Annotated in this window: 20 protein-coding genes and 1 pseudogene; 4 read left to right on the forward strand and 17 right to left on the reverse strand. The window is 73.4% G+C overall.

Annotated features, from left to right (window positions below):
• Positions 1-2: 2 nt before the first annotated feature.
• The 9 genes from ABTY62_RS10070 to ABTY62_RS10110 all read right to left on the reverse strand — a co-directional run bounded on the left by ABTY62_RS10070 (position 3) and on the right by ABTY62_RS10110 (position 7,788).
• Entirely contained in the window at positions 3-620 is a 618-nt protein-coding gene (locus ABTY62_RS10070) for an acetyl-CoA carboxylase biotin carboxyl carrier protein (protein WP_352128940.1), read from the reverse strand.
• Positions 617-2,398, reverse strand: a complete 1,782-nt coding sequence (accD, locus tag ABTY62_RS10075) for an acetyl-CoA carboxylase, carboxyltransferase subunit beta (protein ID WP_352128941.1) — start codon at positions 2,396-2,398, stop codon at positions 617-619. The genes ABTY62_RS10070 and accD overlap by 4 nt, the downstream gene beginning before the upstream one ends.
• A 36-nt stretch (positions 2,399-2,434) precedes the next feature.
• Positions 2,435-2,764, reverse strand: coding sequence for a TcmI family type II polyketide cyclase (locus ABTY62_RS10080; protein WP_352128942.1), 330 nt, complete (start codon positions 2,762-2,764; stop codon positions 2,435-2,437).
• Between the two features lie 2 nt (positions 2,765-2,766).
• Entirely contained in the window at positions 2,767-3,231 is a 465-nt protein-coding gene (locus tag ABTY62_RS10085) for an SRPBCC family protein (protein ID WP_311728355.1), read from the reverse strand.
• A 1-nt stretch (position 3,232) separates the two neighbouring features.
• The gene (locus tag ABTY62_RS10090; protein WP_311728356.1) at positions 3,233-3,490 is read right to left on the reverse strand and encodes an acyl carrier protein; all 258 of its coding nucleotides are present in this window, start codon (positions 3,488-3,490) and stop codon (positions 3,233-3,235) included.
• Positions 3,490-4,797 (reverse strand): beta-ketoacyl synthase N-terminal-like domain-containing protein, encoded by a 1,308-nt coding sequence (locus tag ABTY62_RS10095; protein WP_352128943.1) that lies wholly within the window; start codon positions 4,795-4,797, stop codon positions 3,490-3,492. Before ABTY62_RS10095 ends, ABTY62_RS10090 begins: the two co-directional genes overlap by 1 nt.
• Positions 4,794-6,068 (reverse strand): beta-ketoacyl-[acyl-carrier-protein] synthase family protein, encoded by a 1,275-nt coding sequence (locus ABTY62_RS10100; RefSeq protein WP_352128944.1) that lies wholly within the window; start codon positions 6,066-6,068, stop codon positions 4,794-4,796. Before ABTY62_RS10100 ends, ABTY62_RS10095 begins: the two co-directional genes overlap by 4 nt.
• Positions 6,065-6,472, reverse strand: coding sequence for a cupin domain-containing protein (locus ABTY62_RS10105; protein WP_352128945.1), 408 nt, complete (start codon positions 6,470-6,472; stop codon positions 6,065-6,067). The genes ABTY62_RS10100 and ABTY62_RS10105 overlap by 4 nt, the downstream gene beginning before the upstream one ends.
• Before the next feature lie 122 nt (positions 6,473-6,594).
• The gene (locus ABTY62_RS10110) at positions 6,595-7,788 is read right to left on the reverse strand and encodes a SchA/CurD-like domain-containing protein (protein WP_502997434.1); all 1,194 of its coding nucleotides are present in this window, start codon (positions 7,786-7,788) and stop codon (positions 6,595-6,597) included.
• Positions 7,789-7,946: 158 nt separating this feature from the next.
• Here ABTY62_RS10110 and ABTY62_RS10115 point away from each other — a divergent pair, with 158 nt between their 5' ends.
• Complete coding sequence (locus ABTY62_RS10115) at positions 7,947-9,572, forward strand: FAD-dependent oxidoreductase (RefSeq protein ID WP_352128946.1); 1,626 nt, start codon at positions 7,947-7,949, stop codon at positions 9,570-9,572.
• A 130-nt stretch (positions 9,573-9,702) separates the two neighbouring features.
• Here ABTY62_RS10115 and ABTY62_RS10120 read toward each other — a convergent pair whose 3' ends face one another.
• The 3 genes from ABTY62_RS10120 to ABTY62_RS10130 all read right to left on the reverse strand — a co-directional run bounded on the left by ABTY62_RS10120 (position 9,703) and on the right by ABTY62_RS10130 (position 11,437).
• Positions 9,703-10,365 carry a DedA family protein gene (locus tag ABTY62_RS10120; RefSeq protein ID WP_352128947.1) on the reverse strand — a complete coding sequence of 221 codons (663 nt, stop codon included), beginning with the start codon at positions 10,363-10,365 and terminating at the stop codon, positions 9,703-9,705.
• Positions 10,362-11,144 carry an MBL fold metallo-hydrolase gene (locus tag ABTY62_RS10125; protein WP_352128948.1) on the reverse strand — a complete coding sequence of 261 codons (783 nt, stop codon included), beginning with the start codon at positions 11,142-11,144 and terminating at the stop codon, positions 10,362-10,364. The genes ABTY62_RS10120 and ABTY62_RS10125 overlap by 4 nt, the downstream gene beginning before the upstream one ends.
• A 122-nt stretch (positions 11,145-11,266) precedes the next feature.
• Positions 11,267-11,437 (reverse strand): hypothetical protein, encoded by a 171-nt coding sequence (locus ABTY62_RS10130; RefSeq protein ID WP_352128949.1) that lies wholly within the window; start codon positions 11,435-11,437, stop codon positions 11,267-11,269.
• Between the two features lie 154 nt (positions 11,438-11,591).
• Between ABTY62_RS10130 and ABTY62_RS10135 the strand changes: the two genes are divergently transcribed.
• Positions 11,592-12,632: a dipeptidase gene (locus ABTY62_RS10135; RefSeq protein ID WP_352128950.1), complete on the forward strand. Its 1,041-nt coding sequence runs from the start codon at positions 11,592-11,594 to the stop codon at positions 12,630-12,632.
• Between the two features lie 38 nt (positions 12,633-12,670).
• On the opposite strand, the gene ABTY62_RS10140 is transcribed toward ABTY62_RS10135, so the two are convergent.
• Genes ABTY62_RS10140 through ABTY62_RS10150 form a run of 3 tightly spaced genes read right to left on the reverse strand, consistent with a single transcriptional unit; the run spans position 12,671 to position 14,729 of the window.
• Entirely contained in the window at positions 12,671-13,438 is a 768-nt protein-coding gene (locus ABTY62_RS10140) for a fibronectin type III domain-containing protein (RefSeq protein ID WP_352128951.1), read from the reverse strand.
• Positions 13,435-14,043: a hypothetical protein gene (locus tag ABTY62_RS10145; RefSeq protein ID WP_352128952.1), complete on the reverse strand. Its 609-nt coding sequence runs from the start codon at positions 14,041-14,043 to the stop codon at positions 13,435-13,437. The genes ABTY62_RS10140 and ABTY62_RS10145 overlap by 4 nt, the downstream gene beginning before the upstream one ends.
• Before the next feature lie 11 nt (positions 14,044-14,054).
• Positions 14,055-14,729, reverse strand: a complete 675-nt coding sequence (locus ABTY62_RS10150) for a polysaccharide lyase family protein (RefSeq protein WP_352128953.1) — start codon at positions 14,727-14,729, stop codon at positions 14,055-14,057.
• A gap of 217 nt (positions 14,730-14,946) precedes the next feature.
• Here ABTY62_RS10150 and ABTY62_RS10155 point away from each other — a divergent pair, with 217 nt between their 5' ends.
• On the forward strand, positions 14,947-17,067 hold the full coding sequence (locus ABTY62_RS10155; protein ID WP_352128954.1) for a phage holin family protein: 2,121 nt from the start codon (positions 14,947-14,949) through the stop codon (positions 17,065-17,067).
• 36 nt (positions 17,068-17,103) lie between these two features.
• Positions 17,104-18,504, forward strand: coding sequence for an amino acid permease (locus ABTY62_RS10160; RefSeq protein WP_352128955.1), 1,401 nt, complete (start codon positions 17,104-17,106; stop codon positions 18,502-18,504).
• Here ABTY62_RS10160 and ABTY62_RS10165 read toward each other — a convergent pair.
• Together ABTY62_RS10165 and ABTY62_RS10170 are read right to left on the reverse strand one after the other, a co-directional pair.
• Positions 18,478-19,842 (reverse strand): annotated as a pseudogene (locus tag ABTY62_RS10165) (MFS transporter); the annotation flags it as partial. The gene ABTY62_RS10160 and the pseudogene ABTY62_RS10165 sit on opposite strands and share 27 nt — an antisense overlap.
• Positions 19,839-20,423 (reverse strand): TetR/AcrR family transcriptional regulator, encoded by a 585-nt coding sequence (locus ABTY62_RS10170; protein ID WP_352128957.1) that lies wholly within the window; start codon positions 20,421-20,423, stop codon positions 19,839-19,841. The pseudogene ABTY62_RS10165 and the gene ABTY62_RS10170, both read right to left, overlap by 4 nt.
• Positions 20,424-20,440 lie beyond the last annotated feature (17 nt).

The following is a 20,440-nucleotide window of genomic DNA, read 5'->3' on the forward strand; positions in this document are numbered from 1 at the left end:
GATCACACCGGCCCGGCGGCGGGCCCGGGCTCCACCGCGATGAGGGGCTGCTGGTACTCCACGGGCTGCCCGTTGGGCACCAGGATCTCCACCACCCGCCCGGCCACGTCCGACTCGACGGTGCTCATCATCTTCATGACCTCGAGCACACCGATCGGCTGCCCCGGCTTGACCGTGTCCCCGACCGAGATGAACGGCGGGGATCCCGGCTCGGACGCGTGGTAGAACGTGCCGACCGTCGACGCGCACACGAACCGGAGCCCGGCCCCCGTCTGCCGGGTCCCGGGCTCCGGCCGCGCCCCGTCGGTCACCGCGGGGTCCGGTCCGGCTGTGTGTGTCTCCGGATGCGGTGGCGGGGCGGGGGCCGGCGGGGCGGCGGGGGCCGATGGCATGGGGACACCGGAGGACGCGTGGTCAGGACCGGCCGGATCGGGCCACTCCATTTCCACCGTCGTCTGTCCGTGCCGCAGGGTGATGCGCCGCGGCTGTTTCGCCGCGGCCTTCGCCAGCTCCGTCACGCTGCGGCACAGCGAATCCAGCGTGGTGTGCGGGGGCAGCACGACCGCGCCCGGCCGGTGCCCGTTCTCGCGATGGTCCGTGGTGTGGCTGTCCGGTGTCACGATGTACCTCTATCGGTGTGTAGCCGGCCGCCGGCGTACCCGGCGGTCACCCCCGTGTCCAGCCCGAAGTGGCCGAAGCGCTCCGCCCGCGCCCGCAGCAGCCGGCCGGGGTCCCACGGCACCAGCTCGCCGAGGGTCTCGGCGAGCGCGTCGCCGAGCAGGGCGGCGGCCTTGGCGGGGTCGCGGTGGGCGCCGTCCGGCGGCTCCGGTACGACCCCGTCGACCACCCCGAGCCGCAGCAGCTCCCTGGGGTCGAGATGCAGGGCCGCCGCGGCGGCCCTGGCCGCCTCGGGGTTCTTCCACAAGATGGCGGCGCAGCCCTCGGGGCTGATGACCGAGTAGATGCCGCCCGCGCTGATCAGCACCCGGTCGGCGACGGCCAGCGCGAGCGCGCCACCGCTGCCCCCCTCGCCGACCACCGCCGCCACCACGGGCACCGGCAGCCGCGACATCAGCCGCAGATTGTCCGCGATGGCCAGCGCCTGGCCGCCGCGCTCGGCGTCCGGGCCCGGGTGGGCGCCCGGTGTGTCGATCAGGGTGACCACCGGCAGCCCCAGCTTGGCCGCCATCCGCATCAGCCGCGCGGACTTGCGGTAGCCGCTGGGCGCGGGCATCCCGAACCGGTGCGCCTGCCGCTCCGCCAGGCTCGCCCCGCCCTTGTGCTGCCCGATCACCATCACCGGCCGCCCGCCCAGCCTTCCCGGGCCGCCGACCACGGCGGGGCAGTCCTCCAGGAGCCGGTCGCCGTGCAGCTCGTGGAAGTCGTCGAGGATCTGGCCGAAGTAGTCCATCACGGTGGGGCGTTCGGACTGCCGGGCCGTCCGCACCGCCTCCCAGGCGTCCCGCTCCGCCACCTCCTCGAGCCGCCGTACGACCGTGCCCCGCGCCGCCCGGCCCTCGGCGGCGGCCGGGCGCTGCCCCGCGGGGACGGTGTGCGGCACCTCGGCCGGCTCGGCCCCGGCCTCGATTCCGGCCCCTGCTCCGGCCTCGGACGGGGCCGGGCGGCCCAGCGCCAGCAGCCGGGCCAGGGTGGGACGGAGCGCGGAGCGCGGCACGATGTTGTCGATCATGCCGTGCTCCATCAGGAACTCCGCCGTCTGGAACCCCTCCGGCAGCCGCTCCCCGGTCGTCTGCTCGATGACCCGGGGCCCGGCGAAGCCCAGCCGCGCGCCCGGCTCGGCGACGAGCACATCGGCGAGGGTGGCGTAGGACGCCGCCACGCCCCCGTACGTCGGATCGGTGATCAGCGTGACCGTCAGAATCCCGGCCTCGTCCAGCTCGGCCATCGCCTGCGCGGTCTTGGCCATCTGCATCAGGGCCAGCGCGCCCTCCTGCATCCGGGCCCCGCCGGAGGCGGTGACCAGCAGCAGCGGGACGCGCCGCGCGAGGGCGGTCCGTGCCGCCTCGCAGATCAGCGCGCCCACCCCGCAGCCCAGGCTGCCGCCGAGAAACCGGAAGTCCATCGCCGCCACGACCACCGGCTGTTCCTCGATCCGGCCCAGGGCACAGATCACCGCCTCCCGCAGCCCCGTCTTCGCCCGCGCGTCCGCCAGCCGCTCCGCGTACGGCCGGGTGTCCGTGAACTCCAGCGGATCGTGCAGCGGCTGGACCTCACCGACCGGCGCCGCGGAGCCGGCGTCGAGCAGTTGGTCCAGCCGCTGCCGCGCGGTCAGCGGGCTGTGCCAGCCGCAGTCCGGACATACGCGCAGGGTGCGCGCGAACCTCTTGCCGTAGATCAGGTCGGCGCAGCGCTCGCAGCGCACCCATTCCGCGACCACAGTGGTGCTCCCTTCCCGCCTCCTTTCCGGCCCTGGTCAGGCGCGGTCGCGCTCCCAGCGGTAGAACTCGTGGGCCATGGCGTCCTTCGGCTCCCGCCAGGTCTCCGGGTCGTACGCCTGGACGAACGGCTGGAGCCGCTCGCTGACGTCACGGAACTCCGGGTGCTTGACGTACCGGGCGACCTGCTCCGCCGGCGGCCGCTCGGCCTCGATCAGATGCAGATACACATCGCCGAACTGGAACAGGCTGCGGCCGGTGACCCCGATCAGCTGCGGCAGTTCGCCCTGGTCGGAGTGGGCGAAGACCTTGGCGATGTCGGGCCCCGCGTCCCGGTTCATCTTGGCGACGATCATGGTGCGATACATCGTCAGGCCTCCACCGTCGCGCGGGCGCGCTGCTCGATCTTGTCCCGGATGAGCTCCATCTGGACCTTGGAGTTGCGGTTGATGAGGTCCGTCATCCCGGCGTCGTCGACCGGCGCGTCGGGCCTCATCTCGAAGTCCTGGGTCCAGCGCATCCGGGTGCCCTTGGGCGTCTCTTCGTACTCCCACCGGATGTTCATGAAGGCGAACGGGCCGGTCTCGACCCGGCGCGCCCACACGGTGTGCACATCGCGGGCGGTCTCCCGCTCGGACACCCAGCTCCAGACCTTGCCGTTCTCGTCGGGGTGCATGGTCAGCCGGAAGGTGGTGGTGTCCCCCTCCCGCCGCAGCACCTCGACCGAGGCGTACTCGCTGAACAGGTCGGGCCAGCGCTCGATGTCGTTGGTCATGTCCCAGACGAGGTCCATCGGTGCCGCGATCGTGATCTCGTTGTCGGTGTGCCCGGGCATCTCATGCTCCTGCGGTGATTGAGACGTTGATGACGTCGATGAAGTCATTGGGGGTCTTGCAGCTCTCGGCGCCCGGCTCGATGGGCATGCCGTAGTGGTTCTCCAGCTCGCCGACGATGGCGAGCAGGCCGAGCGAGTCGAGGCCGAACTCGGTGAAGGTCATCTCGGGCGACCCGGCGAGAGCGGCCGGGTCGACGGTCAGGCCGGCGCACTTCTTCATGAGCGCGGCCAACTCGGGGTGGCTGAATTGACGGGACATCAGATATCTCCTTCCGGGCCGCGGAGCACGAGCGCCGCGTTGTAGCCCATGAGCCCCCGGCTGAGCACCAGCGCCGTCCGCAGCTCGGCGGGGCGGGGACTGCGGGTGACCAGGTCGAGGTCATGGCAGACATCGGTGACATACGGCGTGGGCGGCACCATGCGGTGTTCCATCGCGAGCACCGCGGCCGCCACATCCAGCACGGGAGCCGCGCAGTGCGCCCGGCCGAAGCCGGTCTTCGGCGCGGTGACCGGGACCCGGGAGCCGTGCTCGCCGAGGGCGTCCGCGATGGCCAGCGCCTCGGCCCGGTCCGCCTCCGGCACACCGAGCGCGTCCGCGAACACCACGTCGATCTCCTCGGGCGCGCAGTCCGCGTCCTCCAGCGCCACCCGGATCGCGCGGGCGAGCCCCTCCCGGGACCGCTCCCACCGGGACGCCCCGGTGAAGGTCGCCCCGTGGCCGCTGATGAACCCGCGGATCGGCACCCCGCGGCGGCGGGCCGCCCCCTCCTCCTCCACGACGAACATCGCCCCGCCCTCGCCGGGCGCGAAGCCGCACGCGTCGGCGGTGAACGGCAGATAGGCCCGGCCCGCCTCACGGGCCCGGCTGAGCTCCCGCCACCCCAGCTGGCACACCATCGAGTACGGGGCGAGCCCCGCCTCGGTGGCGCCCACGACGATCGCGTCCGCCCCGTGCCGGATCGACCGCCGTGCGTGAGCCAGCGCGTCCAGACCGCCGGCCTCGTCGTTGGCGAGCACCCCGCAGGGGCCCTTGAAGCCGCCGCGAATGGAGACCTGGCCGGTGCTGGCCGCGTAGAACCAGGCGATGGACTGGAACGGGCCCACATGGCGCGGCCCCTGGCTGTACAGCTGCTGGAGCTCGCGCTGGCCGAACTCGCCGCCCCCGGAACCGGCCGCGGTCACCACGCCGATGGCGAATGGCGAGAGGTCGTCCACCGGCAGCCGCGAGTCCTCGAGCGCGAGGTCGGCGGCGGCCAGCGCGACATGGGTGAAGCGGTCGGTCTGGACCAGCAGCCGCTCCTCGATCATGGTGGCCGGGTCGAAGCCGCGGATCTGGCCGGCGACCCGCACCGGGAAGTGTTCGCTGCCGGGGCGGGTGAGCCGGTCCAGGAAGCTGATCCCCTCCCGGGTCGCCTTCCAGAAGGCGTCGGTGCCGACGCCGTTCGGCGCGATGACACCGAGCCCGGTCACCACCGCCCCGCGGGCGCGGGTGAAGGCCCGCTCGCGGGGCCGGGTTCCCTGGGGCGGGGTTCCGTGGGTCCGGTTTCCGTGGGTCCGGGTTCTCATGCGGCACCTCCCGCCCGGCCCAGCACCACCGCGGACTGGAAGCCGCCGAACCCGCTGCCGACCGACAGCACATTGCGCAGCGGCAGGGCGCGCGCGGTGCGCGGGACGTAGTCCAGGTCGCACTCGGGGTCCGGGGTCTCGTAGTTCGCGGTGGGCGGGACCACGCCGTGGGCCAGCGCCAGGGCGCAGGCGGCGAGCTCGATCGCCCCGATCGCCCCGAGCGAATGCCCCACCATCGACTTGATCGAGCTCATCGGCGTCTTGTACGCGTGGTCGCCCAGCGACCGCTTCACCGCCGCCGTTTCGTGCCGGTCGTTCTGCTTGGTGCCGGAGCCGTGCGCGTTGACGTAGTCGATCTCGGTGCTGTCGATGCGGGCGTGGCCGAGCGCATGGTTGATCGCCTCGGACATCTCCAGGCCCTCCTGGGTCAGACCGGTCATGTGGTAGGCGTTGCCGTAGGTGGCGAACCCCTTGAACTCGCAGTACGCGTCGGCCCCCCGGGCCCGCGCGTGCTCCAGCTCCTCCAGGACCAGCACGGCCGCGCCCTCGCCGAGGACGAAGCCGTCGCGGTGGGCGTCGAACGGCCGGGACGCGTGGGCCGGGTCGTCGTTGTTCGTCGAGGTCGCCTTGATGGAGTCGAAGCAGGCCACCGTGAGCGGGGTGACCGGGGTGTCCGCCGCCCCCGCCACGCACACATCGGCCCGGTCCTCCTCGATCGTCTGGAAGGCGTACCCGATCGCGTCGAGCCCCGACGTACAGCCCGTCGACACGGTCTGCACCGGCCCCTGTGCTCCCGCCAGCTCCGCCACACCGGAGGCGAGCGCGCTCGGTGAGAACGCGTGGTGCAGATAAGGACCGGCCCGCCGGTGGTCCACGTCCCAGCGCGCGCCGGACTCGCTGACCTTGACGTAGTCCTGCTCCAGCCGGGTGGAGGCGGCCACCGCCGAGCCCATCGACACGCCTATCCGCCATGGGTCCTTGGCATCGGGCCCCCCGGGCGCGAGCCCGGCGTCGCTCATCGCCTCGTTGGCGGCCACCAGCCCGAACTGCACATACCGGTCCGAGCGTTCGATCTGCTCCTCCGACAGCCCGCAGGCCACGGGGTCGAAGTCGCACTCGGCGGCGATCCGCGAACGGAACCGCGCGGCGTCGAACAGGGTGATGCCGCGGGTCGCCGTGCGGCCCGCGGTGAGCATGTCCCAGAAGGCCGGGACACCCACGCCCCCGGGGGCGACGACACCGAGCCCGGTGACCACCACCCGTCGGGTCACGACGCGGCCTCGGCGGGCTCGGCGGTCTCGGTGTCCACATGGCCCAGCTCCGGCCGCGGGGCCAGCGGGCCGAGGTGGAACACCATCCGGGCCTCGGTCTCCCCCACGTTGCGGAACCGGTGGCGCATATGGGTGGGGATCAGCAGGCCCTGGTCGGCGTGGAGCGGGTGCGCGGTCCCGTCCAGGTCCACTTCCAGCTCACCGCACACCACGTACACGAACTCCTCGGAGTACGGGTGGTAGTGCTCGGTGACGCGCTCGCCGGGCTGTACGACGGCCATGCCCATGAAGCCGCTCGTGGCGCCCACCGTGGTGGGGGTGAGCATGGCGCGCACATCGCCGCCACGGCGGCGGTTGGGGGCGACCGCGGAATGGTCGACGATGAGGTGGGACTGCGTGGTCATTCTGGCCTCCAAAGAAGGCGGCGCGGCCGCCGCGCACGACGTGTCGGGGGGTACGGGAAGGGCCGGGGGTAGCGGGGCTATGGGCAGGGGGCCCGGGGGGAGGGGGAGCGGGAGCGGGAGCGTCAGTAGTCCGCCGCGCGGCGGTCGGTGACCTGGGCCATGTCGCAGTCGTCGAGGAAGCGCCGCAGCCCGGCCTCGCCGACCAGGTCGATCTTCTTCTTCCCAGGGCCGCCCGCGTCGAGGAGCCGGGTCAGCACCGCGGCCGCGCGCGGCCCGCTGACCCCGGCCGCCACCGCGGGCTCGCTGTCGAGCGGCACGCCCATGTCCACCATGCGTACGACGATGTCCTCGCGCTGGAAGACCGTGCTGCTGACGATCGTGTGCCGCCCCTTGCCCGAGGCCATCGACGACTTCGCCTTGCTCACCGCGAGGTCGTCCTGACGGGCCAGCAGGCTGGCCACCGCCGGCCCGCAGCCGGTCTTCACCGGGTACAGCAGCATGTGGCGGTGCAGATTCGGCGGACGGCCGGGGTCAGCGGTCAGATGGTGCACCACGGGCAGCGCGGCCCGCATGAAGAACGCCCGGGCGGCCTCCGGGTTGTCCAGGTCGCGGTCCTCCTCCAGATGCGGGTTGATGGCCTCCTCGACCGCCCGGACCTCCGGCTGCCTGGCCACATGGCGCAACGCCGCCACCAGGTCGCCCTTGACCTCGACCGCCCGTACGACACGGTTGCCGCTCATGAACAGCGAGGTGCGGCACAGCCGCGTGTGCTCGTCCACCCGGGCCTCGGGCGCGGCGTAGTCGGCCAGGATCTTGGCCACGCTCCCCTCGCTGCCCGGCTTGACGGTGAAGGTCAGCGCGTGCCGCACCAGGCCGTCGCCGACCCTCGGTGCCAGCTGCACGGGGGGCGCGGCGCGGCGGCCGGAGGCGCCCTTGCCCGAGAACGTCTCCCGCAACACGCTGAACCGCAGCGACCGGGTGTCCTCGACACACCCGTGGAGGGGCTTGACCATCTCCCGGTGCGCGGGGCTCTCCACCCAGCTCAGAAACGGCGGGGCGCTCTCCCACTCGCTGGTGATCAGCCACTGCGAGGGGTTCTCGATCGACTGGCACAGCTGGTCGCTGATGTGCCCCGGGACCGCGGCCACCTGTTGGGACAACTGCTCGTAGGCATGCAGAAAACGCTCTTCGGCGCCCGCGTGGACCGACACCAGCAGCACCACGCGCAGCCGGGCGTCGGTGAGCATGGATTGCCGGGGCGGGGGCTCGGCCGTCGTGGACTTCGCGGGCCGCGAAGTCTTGGGCAGGGTGCTCATAGGTTCCACTCCTCCTCCGGGGGCGTCCTTCGCCGGACGCGGCGCCCGTTAGTCGATCGTGGAGCGCTCCCACGGATGCCGCGAGATATGTGAGCCATCCGGGCGAAGGGGCCCTCCAGACGCCTGACCAGGCATGAAACCCCGGGAATAGCAGCGAGATGAATCCCCATGTCGATGAGCGTGTGCCAGTACTCGTCGTGGGCGGCTCCCTGGTGGGACTGTCCGCCTCACTTTTCCTGGGCCGTCTGGGCGTCGGACACCTGCTCGTGGAGAAACACGCGAGCACCTCCACACACCCCCGAGGGCGCGGCAACAACCTCCGCACCATGGAGCTGTTCCGCACCGCGGGGGTGGAACAGGCGATCCGCGAGGCCGCGTCCGTCCTGGACGGCAACCATGGCATCCTCCAGGCCGAATCCCTCACCGGAATGGACCACAACTGGCTGTTCCGGGAGATCGACCCGGGCGGCACCATGCGCGGGCTCAGCCCCTCCGGCTGGTGTCTGTGCAGCCAGAACGACCTCGAACCCGTCCTGCTGCGCACCGCCCAGGAGCTGGGCGGCGAGCTGCGGTTCTCCACCGAACTGATCTCCTTCGAGCAGGACGCCGAAGGGGTGACCGCGGTCGTCCAGCACCGCGAGTCGGGCCGTACCTCCGTGGTGCGCGCCGACTACCTCATCGCCGCCGACGGCCCCCGCAGCTCCGTACGGCGGCGGCTGGGCATCGGCCAGACCGGCCACGGCGAGCTGTTCCACAACGTCAGCATCACCTTCCGCGCCAAGCGCCTCGCCGACGTGGTGGGCGACCGCCGCTTCATCGCCTGCTACCTCACCAACCCGGAGGCCGACGGGGCGCTGCTCCCGGTGGACAACGTCGAACAGTGGGTCTTCCACGCCCCCTGGCACCCCGAGACCGGGGAGACCCTGGAGGACTTCACCGACGAGCGGTGCGCCGAACACATCCGCACGGCCACCGGCGTCCGCGACATGGAGGTCGAGATCACCGGCAAGGCCCCCTGGCACGCGGCCCAACGGGTGGCCGAGCGCTACCGCGAAGGCCGGATCTTCCTCGCCGGGGACTCCGCCCACGAGATGTCCCCCACCGGCGCCTTCGGCTCCAACACCGGCATCCAGGACGCGCACAACCTCGCCTGGAAACTCGCCGCCGTCCTCGGCGGCTGGGCCGGCCCCGGCCTGCTGGACACCTACGGCGCCGAACGCCAGCCGGTCGCCGTGGCCACCAGCGCCCGCGCCGCCGCGCGCTCCGCCGAACACAGCCACCCCGGCTACACCGCGCCACCGTCCACCGGCCGGCAGAGCGATGTGCTCGCGGTGGCCATGGGCTACCGCTACGCCTCCGACGCGATCCTCGGCGCCGACCCCGCCGTCCCTGTCGTCCCCGAGCGCTTCAGCGCCGTCGGCGAACCCGGCGGCCGCGCCCCGCACCTGTGGATCGACCGCGACGGCACCCGGCTGTCCACCCTCGACCTCTACGAGCGCACCTGCGTCCTGCTCACCGGCCCCGAAGGCGCCGCCTGGCACGGCGCCGCCCTGCGCGTCGCCGACCGCCTCGACATGCCGCTGGCCGCCTACCGCATCGGCCCCGACCCCACCCACGACCTGACCCCGGACCCCGGCGTCGACTGGACCGAACTCCACGGCACCACCCCCCGGGGCGCGGTCCTCATCCGCCCCGACGGCTTCATCGCCTGGCGCGCACCGGACGCCGCGCGCGAACCGGAGCGCACCCTGGCCGAAGCCCTCCGATCCGTCCTCTGCCGCTGACACTGCCGCCCCGCACCGCCCCGCCCCGCCCGGGCCCGGCCGCCCCTCGTCGGCCGGGCCCCGCACGGCCACTTACCCGGCGTCGGGGCCGGAGGTGTCCGGGAACGAATGATGCTCGTGCGCCACGAACTCAGCCCGTCGCCTCGCTGTGTGCCTCGCGGCGGGCCCGGGTGCGGCGGCGGAGGGCGGGGGCGGCGCCGACGAGGACGGTGAGGGCGATCGCGGCGGCCACGCCCTCCCAGGGCCTGGCGAAGAGCGTGCCGCCGAGGATGCCGATGAGCGCGTAGGTCGCGGCCCAGGCCAGCGCCGCCGGGATGTCCCCGCGGGCGAAGCGCCGCATGGGCATGTGGGAGAGCAGGCAGGCCAGCATCACCGGGATGCGTCCGGCCGGGAGCAGCCGGGACAGGACCAGCACCGCCACCCCGTGCTCGTCGAGCCGGGTCCGGGCCTGGGCCAGGCGTTCGGGGGCGGCGCGGGCCTGGAGTTGGGCGAGCCAGCGGGAGCCGTTCTTCGAGCGGAGGCCGCGGCCGCCGAGCCAGTACAGGGCGATGTCGCCGAGGAAAGCGGCGAAGGACGCCACGGCGAAGACGACCAGCAGCGACAGGGGCGGCACGCTCTGATGGACCGCCACCACGGCCGCCGAACTCACCACCGCGCCCGTCGGCACCACCGGCACCAGCGAGCCCAGCACCACCAGCAGGAACAGCGAGGGATAGCCCACCGCCTGCTGGGTCGACTCGGGCGGCACGCCTCGCGCGAGGTCGCCGATGCCTTCCAGTATGCGGCCGGTCATCTGGCGGTCTCCAGGCGTACGCACTCGCCGTGCCGCAGCGGGTGCACGACCGCGTCGGGGGCCAGCCGGCCGGCGTGCCGGACGAAGTCGTCGCCGGGCGCGTGGAATTCGTGCGGGCGGACCCAGTCCATGCCGATCGGCCAGAACGTGCCGTAGTGCACCGGGATCGCGGTGCGCGCGCCCAGCCGGGCCAGGGCCTCGGCGGCCCGGTGGGCGTCGAGGTGGCCGTGGCCGAGGTAGGGGCCCCAGCCGCCGACCGGCAGCAGCGCCACATCGCAGTCGCCCACCGCCCGCGGCATGCCGTCGAACAGCCCGGTGTCGCCCGCGAAGTACGTCGTGGCCTCGCCCCGCAGGACATAGCCGAGCGCGGGCACCCCGCTCGGCCCGTACGGCAGCCGTCTGCCGTCGTGCGCGGCCGGCACGGCCCGGATCCGGACCTCGCCCACCGCGATCTCCTCGCCCGGCCGCACCTCCGTGACCCGCAGCTCCCGCATCCGCGCCACCCGCCGCAGCCCCGGCACGGCCCGCCCCGCGCCGCGCGGCACCACCAGCCGGGTGCCGGGGCGCAGCCGCATCAGCGAGCCGAGGTGGAGGTGGTCGGCGTGCAGATGGGAGACCAGCGCGACATCGGCGACCACGGCGGCGGGCGGCGGCACGGGCCCGCGGCGCCGCCGCAGATGCGCCAGCCGCTGTACGAACAGCGGGTCGGTCAGCACACGCACACCGGAGTCCCGCACGGTGGTGGTGGCATGCCCCCACCACGTGATCTCCACCGACACTCGGCCCCTCCCTCGTGGCTCCGCCCGGACCAGTGGACGGCGGCGCGGACGGTTACCTGCCCCTCGATCCTCTCACCGCGCCCGGCGGCGGCCGACAGCCCCCGTCCGTTCGCCCCGACCGCTCAGCCGCCGAGCGCGATCGCCAGCACGACCGCCCCGGCCACCACCAGCAGCGCCCCCCACCACAGCAGGCTCCGCCGCCCCCGGCCGCCGGCGGCCGGGGGCGGCGGAGGAGGGGGGTTGCCGGAGCCGGACGGCCCCAGTGCCACCACGTTGAACTTCTCCACGCTCATATCCCCCAGGCGACGACGGCCATGCCCGTGGGACGGTATCGCCGGAACGGTCGATACCGGCTCATGGATGCGACGTTTCCCCCGAAAGGGTGTTGACAGCGCCGCCGCTGCCCGTCAGATATTCCGTGGCCCGGCGCCCGGCCCGTACGGCACGATGGCGAATGTGTCACCGCACCTGGAACTCCACCGCCGCGCCGTGGTCGCCGACGCCCACAACGACCTGCTGGTCGCCGTCACCGCCCGCCCACCGCGCCGCTGGGCCTCCTTCTTCCGCGACCAGTGGCTGCCCCAGCTGCGCGAGGGCGGGGTGGACCTCCAGGTGCTGCCGGTCTTCATCGAGGACTGGTTCCGCCCCGAGGGCGCGCTGCGCGAGACGCTGCGGATGATCGAGTGCGCGCACACCCTCGCCGAGGGCAACGCGGACGAGGTACGGCTGTGCCTGGACGGGGACGACATCGACCGCGCCCTGGACGACGGCAGGATCGCGCTGGTCCTGGCGCTGGAGAGCGCCCCGGGCCTGGACGCGAACGTGGAGCTGATCCCGACCCTGTACCGGCTCGGGGTGCGCATGGCGTCCATCGCCCACTGGGGACGTACCGCCCTGGCCGACGGCAGCGGCGAGGACGCCACCGGCAGCCGGCTCACCGAGGCGGGGGTGGCGGCGCTGGCCGAGATGGAGCGCCTGGGGATGCTCTTCGACGTCTCCCATCTGGGCGCCTCGGGCGTCGCCCATGTGCTGGAGCTGGCCACCCGGCCCGTGCTGGCCACGCACTCCTCCGCCCGTGCCCTGCTGGACCACCACCGCAACCTCACCGACGAACAGATCCGCGGCATCACCGCGACCGGCGGCATGGTGTGCGTGAACTTCCTCGGCGAGTTCCTGGCCACCGACCCCGCCGAGCGCACGGTGGACCGGCTGGCCGATCACGTCCTGCATGTCGTCGAGGTCGCGGGCGTGGACCGGGTGGGCCTGGGGCCCGACTTCATCAAGGAGGTCAGCGGGGACGTCAGCCCGCCGTGCTGCGAGGACCTCGAGTACGCCGAACTGGTGGTGCCCGGTCTCGAGGGCCCCCGGGGGCTGCCCCTGGTCACCGAGGCGCTGGTCCGCAGGGGCCTGCCCGAGGGCGACATCCTCAAGATCCTCGGCGGGAACGTCCTGGAGCTGTTCCGCAAGGAGCTCGGCCGCCCCGCGTGAGCCACCGCCCCGCGTGAGCCACCGCCCCGCGTGAGCCGTCACCGCTGTGGCGAGGCCCCCGTCCTGAGGTGCACGACGTTGGACCGCTCGCCGTAGCGGAAGGCCCGCACCCGGTACGTCGCCCGCTTCTCGTTCGGCAGGGTGATCAGACCGAAGGAGTTGATGTCCGGGTCCAGGACGGCGACCGGCCGGAAGCGGTCGCCGCCCCGCGGCCGGTCCTCCAGCAGATAGCCCTGCTCGTCGGAGGCGTGGTCGGTCCAGGTGAACCTGATGCCGTTGGCGTGCATGACGGTCGCCCGCAGCCCCGTGGGGGCCGCCGCCCCGGCGGCCCCGGCCGCTCCGGGTGTGACGGAGCCGGTGCGGACGGCGGTCTGGCGCAGCGTCCGGGGCGGCGCCCACTCGTGGTCGTCCTTCTGGTCCTGCTCCGTGAACTCCCCCTTCGGCAGCCGTACGTCGACCGTCCGCGAGGCGGGTCCGTAGTAGGGGCGCACGCGGTAGTAGAAGGGTGTCTCGGGCATCAGGTCGGGGTGCCGGTACGAGGTCCGGCCGAGCGGGAGGTAGTCCAGGATCGTGTACGGCCCCCCGGGCTCGGTCGCGAACTCGACGATCCGGCCGGCGGCCCCCGGCTCCGTGCCCGTCCACCTCAGGGTGATGTCCACCGGCGAGGTCAGGGTGGCCGTCAGCCTGGTGCCTGAGCCGGTGGCCGATTCGGTGGGGCGGGTGGCGGACGGCCGGGGCGAGGAGCAGCCGGCCAGGCCGGCGGCGACGAGGACCGCCGCCGCCAGGGCTCGGAGCGCGCCGCTCACTTGCGCCAGAACTTGACGTTGCTCCACACCACCGTGGCCGGGCCGTTGCCACTGCTGGTGCGGTAGGCGCCGAACTTGTCGTAGAAGCTGCCGCCGGGGCTGTCGACGGTGTGCTTCAGCGATCCGTTGATGTACGTGCGGTGTTCCTTGCCCACCTGGTGCACGGTGTTCACCCGCACCGTGGCGCCGACGGTCCCGGCGTTCGAGAGGGTGTCCCCGCCGTGCACGGCGTACAGCCGCCCGCCGCGCTCGACGGCCAGCATGAAGTACGGGCCCGCGGCGCCGTCCGTGTCGTTGAACGTCTGCTTGAGGCTGATCCGCGTGCCGCCCATGCTGGTGACCTTGAAGTACCCCTCGAACTGGCGGGTGCCGCCGGTGTACGTGTCGTACCGCCGCTCGGCGCGCTGGTCGCCGCTGGCCGTGGAACAGGTGAGGGTGAAGGTCAGGCCGTCGACCTGGCCGCAGCCCCGCTCCTGCACCTTGAACGAGGGCGACTCGGAGGTCCAGCCGCCGGGCTCGACCTCGGCGTGGGCGGCGGTCGGTACCGCCAGGAGCAGTCCGCAGGCGGCCGACGCGGCGGCGATCACACGATGCTTTCCCGACATCTCGCGCTCCTCTACTGAACCCAATAGTGGATGTTGCGGAACCGGGCCTCGGCCCGGCCACTGCCGTGGTGGTACACGCCGTTCTTGAAGTGGCGCGTCGCCGGTCCGCGGTCGTCGACGGTCAGGACCAGCTGGTCATCGGCGTAGACGCGGATCCGCCCGGCGTCGGCGTCGTGCGCGACCTTCAGGTTCCACCACTTGTTGTAGACCCCGGTCTTGACGACCTGGTCCGTGTAGCGCTTGACGGTGCCGCCGTTCTCACCGGACACCCGCAGCATGATGTCGGTCGCGGGGGTGCCGGACGGGTGCTTGACCCGCAGGATCTGCATGAAGTCCGCGCCGTTGGTGCCGGACGGGATGTACACGTCGGCGTCCCACATGCGCTTGCCCGAGGTGTACTCCTGGTTCCACCGCATCTCGGTGCGCGGATCGGTCGAGCTGCCCTCTTCCAGGGGCTCGTCGGTGGAGTACACCCACATGGTGTGTGTCTTGGAGCCGGAGTCGTATGTGTAGCGCTCGCTCAGGTCCAGGTTCCACGGCTTGTGCATGGCGTAGGTGAAGGACTTCTGCTGCCAGCCGTCCGTCGGCGACTGTACGGCGGGCGCGGGTGTCCCCGGAGCCACGCCCGTCAGCGCCGCCGCGAGCGCGGCGACGGCGAGGAGCGTCCTGATGCGTAACGCGGGCATGTGATCATCACCTCCAGTCAAGGGATCATGGTCTAGACCAAGAGTCACGGTAGGCCCGCCCGCATGGCGTGTCCATATCAATGAACGAAATTCTTATAGAGAGACGGCGACGGGCGGGAAAACGGCACCGGCCGGGCCCGAAATCCGCTGTGACAGGCTGGGGGACGGCCCGCGCGTGTCGAGCGGGCCAGGAACACGAGGTTGGTGCGGCGTGCAGATGCCCCGATGGAAAACCGTGGGCGCGGCCCTGCTGCGAGTGATCGCGGTATGGGCGGTGTCCACGCTCACCATGCTGGCGCTCGCGGCGATCCTGCCCGACTTCCGGCTCCAGTCCGCCGACGGTGACAGCGCGACCCGTGTCGCGATCACCGCCGCGAGCGGAGCGGGGGCCTTCGGCCTGCTCAGCGCGCTGGTGTGGCCGCTGCTCGTGCGGGCCCTGCTGCTGGTGCCCGCCTTCGTGCTCGGCCTGCTGGTGTTCGTGCTCAACGGCTCACTGCTGCTGATCGCGCTGAGCCTGATCCCGGACGGGCGCGGCGCGGCCGAGCCCGAGACCGCCGTGGTGGTCGCGGCCGTGATGTCCGCCGCGTCCTCGGCGACCAGCACCTTCCTGGCCGTACGGGACGACGGCGCCTACCGCCGCCGGCTCGCGCGGCTCGCGGACCGCCGACGCCGCCGGCTGGGTGGTCCTGGCGGCGGGCCGCAGCCGCCCGGGACGGTGTTCCTCCAGATAGACGGCGTGGGACACGATGTGCTGCGGGACGCGGTGTGCGACCGCGGAAACCGGCCGCCGCTCATGCCGACCCTCGCGAGCTGGGTGGACACCACCCATACGCTCACCCCCTGGCGCACCGACTGGTCCAGCCAGACCGGCGCCAGCCAGCTCGGCATTCTGCACGGCTCCAACGAGGACGTGCCCGCCTTCCGCTGGTACGAGAAGCAGACCCGCCAGGTGATGGTCAGCAACCGGCCGACCAGCGCGGCCGAGTTGCAGCGCCGGGCCGCGGCCCGCACCGGCGACGGGGGGCTGCTCACCGTCGACGGGGCCAGCCGCGGCAACCTGTTCACCGGCGGCGCCGAGGAGCTGGCGCTGGTGCTCTCGGTGGCGGCCCGCCGCGGCAGGCACAACCGCTCCCGGAGCGGCTACTTCGCGTACTTCAGGGACCCCGCGAACGCGACCCGCACCGCCGGCTCCTTCCTCGCCGAGGTCTTCCGCGAGCTCGGCCAGGCGGCGCGCGCCAGGCTGAGACGCTCGGCGCCGCGCGTGGGACGCGGCGGGCTGTACCCCTTGATCCGCGCCTTCGCCACCGTCGTGGAGCGGGATGTGGTGGTCGCCGCGGTGATGGGCGACATCCTGTCCGGGCGCACCGCCATCTACGCCGACCTGGTGGCCTACGACGAGGTGGCCCACCACTCCGGGCCGCGCAGCCGCGACACCCACCAGGTGCTGCGCCGCCTCGACCGCTGTGTCGCGCTGATCGCCAAGGTCGTCGAGCACGCGCCGCGCGACTACCGCATCGTGCTGCTCTCCGACCACGGGCAGAGCCCCGGCGCGACCTTCGCCGGCGCCTACGGCCTCACCCTGGAGGACCTGGTGCGGGCCGGCTGCGGACTGACCGTGCCCCGGCAGGCCGGGCGTACGCCCACCGGTGCGGAGGCGCGCGAGGCGGCGCGCGCCGCGCTGCGCCGGCCCGAGCCGGACGGCGACGCGTGCGGTCCCTCCGACCCGGTGGTGCTGGCCTCCGGCAACCTGGGTCTTGTGTCCTTCCCCGACGTACCGGGCCGGATGAGCCGCGAGGAGATGGACCGCCGCCACCCCGCGCTGCTGGGCACCCTCGCCGACCACCCCGGGGTGGGCTTTCTGCTCGTACGGTCCGAGCGGCACGGCGCGGTGGTGCTGGGCGCCGACGGCGCCGAGCACCATCTCGACACCGGCCGCATCGTGGGACGCAGCCCGCTCGCGGCCTTCGGGGACGGCGCCGCGGCCGCCGTGCGGCGCACCGCGCGCTTCCCGAACGCCCCCGACATCATGGTCAACTCCGCGTACGACCCGGCCACCGGCGAGGTGCACGCCTTCGAGGGACAGATCGGCTCGCACGGCGGGCTCGGCGGGGCGCAGAGCCACCCCTTTCTGCTGTGGCCCATCGAGCTCAGCCCGCCCACCCGGCCGGGGGAGGAGCTGGTGGGCGCCGAGCGGGTGCACACCGTGCTGCGGCGCTGGCTGCGGGAGGCGGACGGGCCGCAGATCCCGCGCCAGGCGGGCGAGGAATCACGGCGGTCCGGGGGCGTCACCGCAGCATCTCCGGCGGCCCCGCCGCCCATGCCGGACAAAACCCGGTGATTTTGCGCATCGTGCGCATTCCCCGACCATGGCGGAATGCATGACCCGCACCCCGCCCGCCGCTTCGGCCTGCCCACGGCGACCGCGCTCGTCATGGGCAACATCATCGGTGGCGGCATCTTTCTGCTGCCCGCCTCCGTCGCCCCGTACGGCACCGTCAGCCTGCTCGCCTTCGTCGTCCTGACCGTCGGCGCGGTCGCGCTCGCGCTCGTCTTCGGCCGGCTGGCGGAGCGCGATCCGCGCACCGGCGGGCCGTATGTCTACGCGCGCGCGGCGTTCGGTGACTTCGCGGGGTTTCTGTCCGCCTGGTCGTACTGGACCATGACCTGGGTGAGCAACGCGGCGCTCGCGGTGGCGGCCGTCGGCTACGTCCATGTGCTGGCCCCCGGGCACCAGTCCAAGGGCGTGGACCTGGCCGTGGCGCTGCTCGCGCTGTGGCTCCCGGCGCTCGCGAACCTGGCGGGCACCCGCTGGGTCGGCGCGGTGCAGATCGTCTCGACGGTGCTGAAGTTCGTGCCGCTGCTCTTCGTCGCCGTCGCCGGGCTGTTCTTCTTCGACCCGCACAACCTCGGCCCGTTCAACGCGGGCGGCGGCAGCGCGGTCGGCGGGCTCTCGGCGGCGGCCGCGATCCTGCTCTACAGCTATGTGGGCGTCGAGTCGGCGTCGATGAGCGCGGGCGAGGTGCACGACCCGGAGCGCAACGTCGGGCGGGCCAGCGTGCTGGGCACCGTGGGCGCCGCCGTGGTCTACCTCGTCGGCACGCTGTCGGTCTTCGGCACCGTGGCCCACCGGGACCTGGTGAACTCGACCGCCCCCTTCTCCGACGCCGTCGACGCCATGTTCGGCGGCACCTGGGGCGGCACCCTGATCGCGCTGGCCGCCGTGGTGTCCATCGTCGGCGCGCTCAACGGCTGGATCCTGATGAGCGCCCAGGCCCCGTACGCCGCCGCCCGCGACGGGCTCTTCCCCGCCGCGTTCGCCGCCAAGCGGCGCGGGGTGCCGACCTTCGGGGTGCTCGTCGGCACCGCCCTCGCCTCGCTGCTCACCGTGGTCAACTACACCTCGGGCTCGGACGGGGTCTTCGAGACCCTCGTCCTGATCACCACCTTCTCGGCCACCGTCCCGTATCTGCTGGCCGCCGGCGCCCAGGTCCACTTCCTGCTGACCGGGCGCCGGGACGAGGTGCGCCCCGGCCGCTTCGCCCGGGACCTGCTACTCGCGCTGCTCGGCTTCGGCTTCTCCTTCTGGCTGGTCGCGGGCGCCGGATACGCCGCCGTCTACCAGGGCACGCTCTTCCTCTTCGCCGGTGTGCTGGTCTACGTGCTGATGGCCGCCCGCCGCGCCGCCGGCCGGACCGGCTCCCAGGCCCCCGCGGAGACCGCCCGCGCGGACGGCGGGCCCCCGGCCGGCGGGAGCGCCGCCGGCTCGGCCGCCTGACCGGGGCAGCCCGGCGGCGAGCAGCGCCCCGGCCGCGGCGACGGCCGCCAGGACCGACAGCGCGGCGCCCATCGTCGTGAGCGCCATGAGCATGGTGGCCGCGGCGACGCCCAGCGCCGGGCCGATGTTCATCGCGGTCTGCTGAAGCCCGCCCGCCACCCCGGCGTGCTCCGCCGGAGCCTGGCGGACGACCACGGCCGTCGCGGTGACCATCACCGCGGCGAATCCGGCGCCGATCGCGAGAAAGCAGCCGCCGATCGCCAGGGCCGTGGGCTCCGGGCCGAGCCGGGAGAACAGCAGCACGCCGAGGGCGAGCAGCGCCATCCCCGCCACGGCCGTCGGGCGGGGCCCGTACCGGCGCAGCAGCAGGGCACAGACCGGCGCGCCCAGCACCATCATGGCGGGCAGCGGCAGCGCCCTGACCCCGCTGGCCAGCGGGTCGAGCGCGAGCACGTCCTGGAGGAAGTACGTGGCGACGAACAGGGTCCCGAACACCGCGGCCGACGCCGCCACCAGGATCCCGAGCGCCGGGGCGACGGCCGCCGCCCGCAGCACGCCCGGCGGCAGCAGGGGGTGCGCGGCGCGCCGCCCGTGCCGGACGAACGCGGCTCCCGCCGCCGCCGTGGCGAGGGCCCCGAGCGCGGTGGCCGCCGTCCAGCCGGCCTCCGGCAGCGCGACGAGCGTATGCACCAGGGATGCCAGGGCCACCGCGAGGAGGAGGGCGCCGGGCAGATCGAGCGGCAGCCGGGACGTTTTCTCCCCGGCGGCCCGCTTCGGCTCCGGGATCCGGACGACGAGCGCCAGGACGCCGATCAGCAGCGCCGGCGCCACGGTCAGGAAGAAGACGGAGCGCCAGCCCAATTGATCCGTCAGCGCCCCGCCGACCAGCGGGCCGGCGGCGGCCGCCACCCCGATGGCGCTGGTGCGCAGGGCGATGGGCATGCCGATCCGGTCCGGCGGATACGCGGCCCGCAGCATCCCGAGCGTGGCCGGTTGCAGCAGCGCCCCGAACACCCCCTGGGCGACCCGCAGGCCGATCACCCAGCCGACCCCGGGCGCCAGGCCGATGCCCGCCGACGTGGCGGCGAAGCCCAGCGTGCCGACCGCGAACAGCCGCTGGTGGCCGTAGCGGTCGCCCAGGCGCCCGGCGAAGACGAGCAGGCCGGCCACCGCGATGAGATAGCCGGTGCTGGTCCACTGCACCGCGGTGAACGAGGCGTGCAGATCCCGCCGCATGGCGGGCTGCGCGATGGTCAGCACGGTGCCGTCCAGGGCCACGATCGCGGCCCCGGCGACACTGCCGACGAGCGTGAAGAGGCGGTGCCGTGAGGCGTTCACGACCGCTCAGGCCCCAGGTGTGCGTCCAGCGCGGCGCGCAGCAGCGGCTCGACGTCGTCGGCGCCCGTGGCGAGTTGGAGGCTGCCCCAGCCCCACAGCTGGACGATGCCGTGCAGATTGGCCCACAGCGCGCCCGCGACGACCTGGGGCGCCGCGTCGGCCGCCGGCCGCGCCCGGGCGACCAGGTCGACCAGCACCTCGAAGAGCGGCAGGCTGGTGTCCCGGAGGCCGAGGTGGTCGCTCTCCAGCAGGTCATGGCGGAACATCAGCTCGAACATGCCGCGGTTGGTGAGCGCGAAGTCGAGGTAGACCCGGCTCAGCGCCATCAGTTGGGCGCGCGGCGCGGCCTTGCCGTCCCCGACCGCCTCGGCGACCTGCGCGGCCAGCGCGCCGAAGCCCTGCCGGGCGATCGCGGACAACAGCGCCAGGTGGGTGGGGAAGTAGCGGCGCGGGGCGCCGTGGGACACCCCGGCTCTGCGGGCGATCTCCCGCAGCGACAGGGACGCCATCCCCTCCCTGGTCACCAGATCGACGCCGACCTCGATCAGACGGGATCGCAGCCCCGTGTCGTGTTCGCTCATAGACACTGTCTACCAGG

It is taken from the genome of Streptomyces sp. NPDC097640 (genome assembly GCF_040302705.1).
Taxonomy (GTDB): Bacteria; Actinomycetota; Actinomycetes; order Streptomycetales; family Streptomycetaceae; genus Streptomyces.

Coding starts and splice junctions, on each gene's coding strand:
- ABTY62_RS10105 (WP_352128945.1), bottom strand. CDS start 6,472: ATGACCACGCAGTCCCACCTCATCGTCGACCATTCCGCGGTCGCCCCC.
- ABTY62_RS10115 (WP_352128946.1), top strand. CDS start 7,947: ATGAATCCCCATGTCGATGAGCGTGTGCCAGTACTCGTCGTGGGCGGC.
- ABTY62_RS10160 (WP_352128955.1), top strand. CDS start 17,104: ATGCATGACCCGCACCCCGCCCGCCGCTTCGGCCTGCCCACGGCGACC.
- ABTY62_RS10130 (WP_352128949.1), bottom strand. CDS start 11,437: ATGAGCGTGGAGAAGTTCAACGTGGTGGCACTGGGGCCGTCCGGCTCC.
- ABTY62_RS10090 (WP_311728356.1), bottom strand. CDS start 3,490: ATGTCCCGTCAATTCAGCCACCCCGAGTTGGCCGCGCTCATGAAGAAG.
- ABTY62_RS10120 (WP_352128947.1), bottom strand. CDS start 10,365: ATGACCGGCCGCATACTGGAAGGCATCGGCGACCTCGCGCGAGGCGTG.
- ABTY62_RS10145 (WP_352128952.1), bottom strand. CDS start 14,043: ATGTCGGGAAAGCATCGTGTGATCGCCGCCGCGTCGGCCGCCTGCGGA.
- ABTY62_RS10155 (WP_352128954.1), top strand. CDS start 14,947: ATGCCCCGATGGAAAACCGTGGGCGCGGCCCTGCTGCGAGTGATCGCG.
- ABTY62_RS10080 (WP_352128942.1), bottom strand. CDS start 2,764: ATGTATCGCACCATGATCGTCGCCAAGATGAACCGGGACGCGGGGCCC.
- ABTY62_RS10170 (WP_352128957.1), bottom strand. CDS start 20,423: ATGAGCGAACACGACACGGGGCTGCGATCCCGTCTGATCGAGGTCGGC.
- ABTY62_RS10110 (WP_502997434.1), bottom strand. CDS start 7,788: ATGAGCACCCTGCCCAAGACTTCGCGGCCCGCGAAGTCCACGACGGCC.
- ABTY62_RS10150 (WP_352128953.1), bottom strand. CDS start 14,729: ATGCCCGCGTTACGCATCAGGACGCTCCTCGCCGTCGCCGCGCTCGCG.
- ABTY62_RS10095 (WP_352128943.1), bottom strand. CDS start 4,797: ATGAGAACCCGGACCCACGGAAACCGGACCCACGGAACCCCGCCCCAG.
- ABTY62_RS10135 (WP_352128950.1), top strand. CDS start 11,592: ATGGCGAATGTGTCACCGCACCTGGAACTCCACCGCCGCGCCGTGGTC.
- ABTY62_RS10085 (WP_311728355.1), bottom strand. CDS start 3,231: ATGCCCGGGCACACCGACAACGAGATCACGATCGCGGCACCGATGGAC.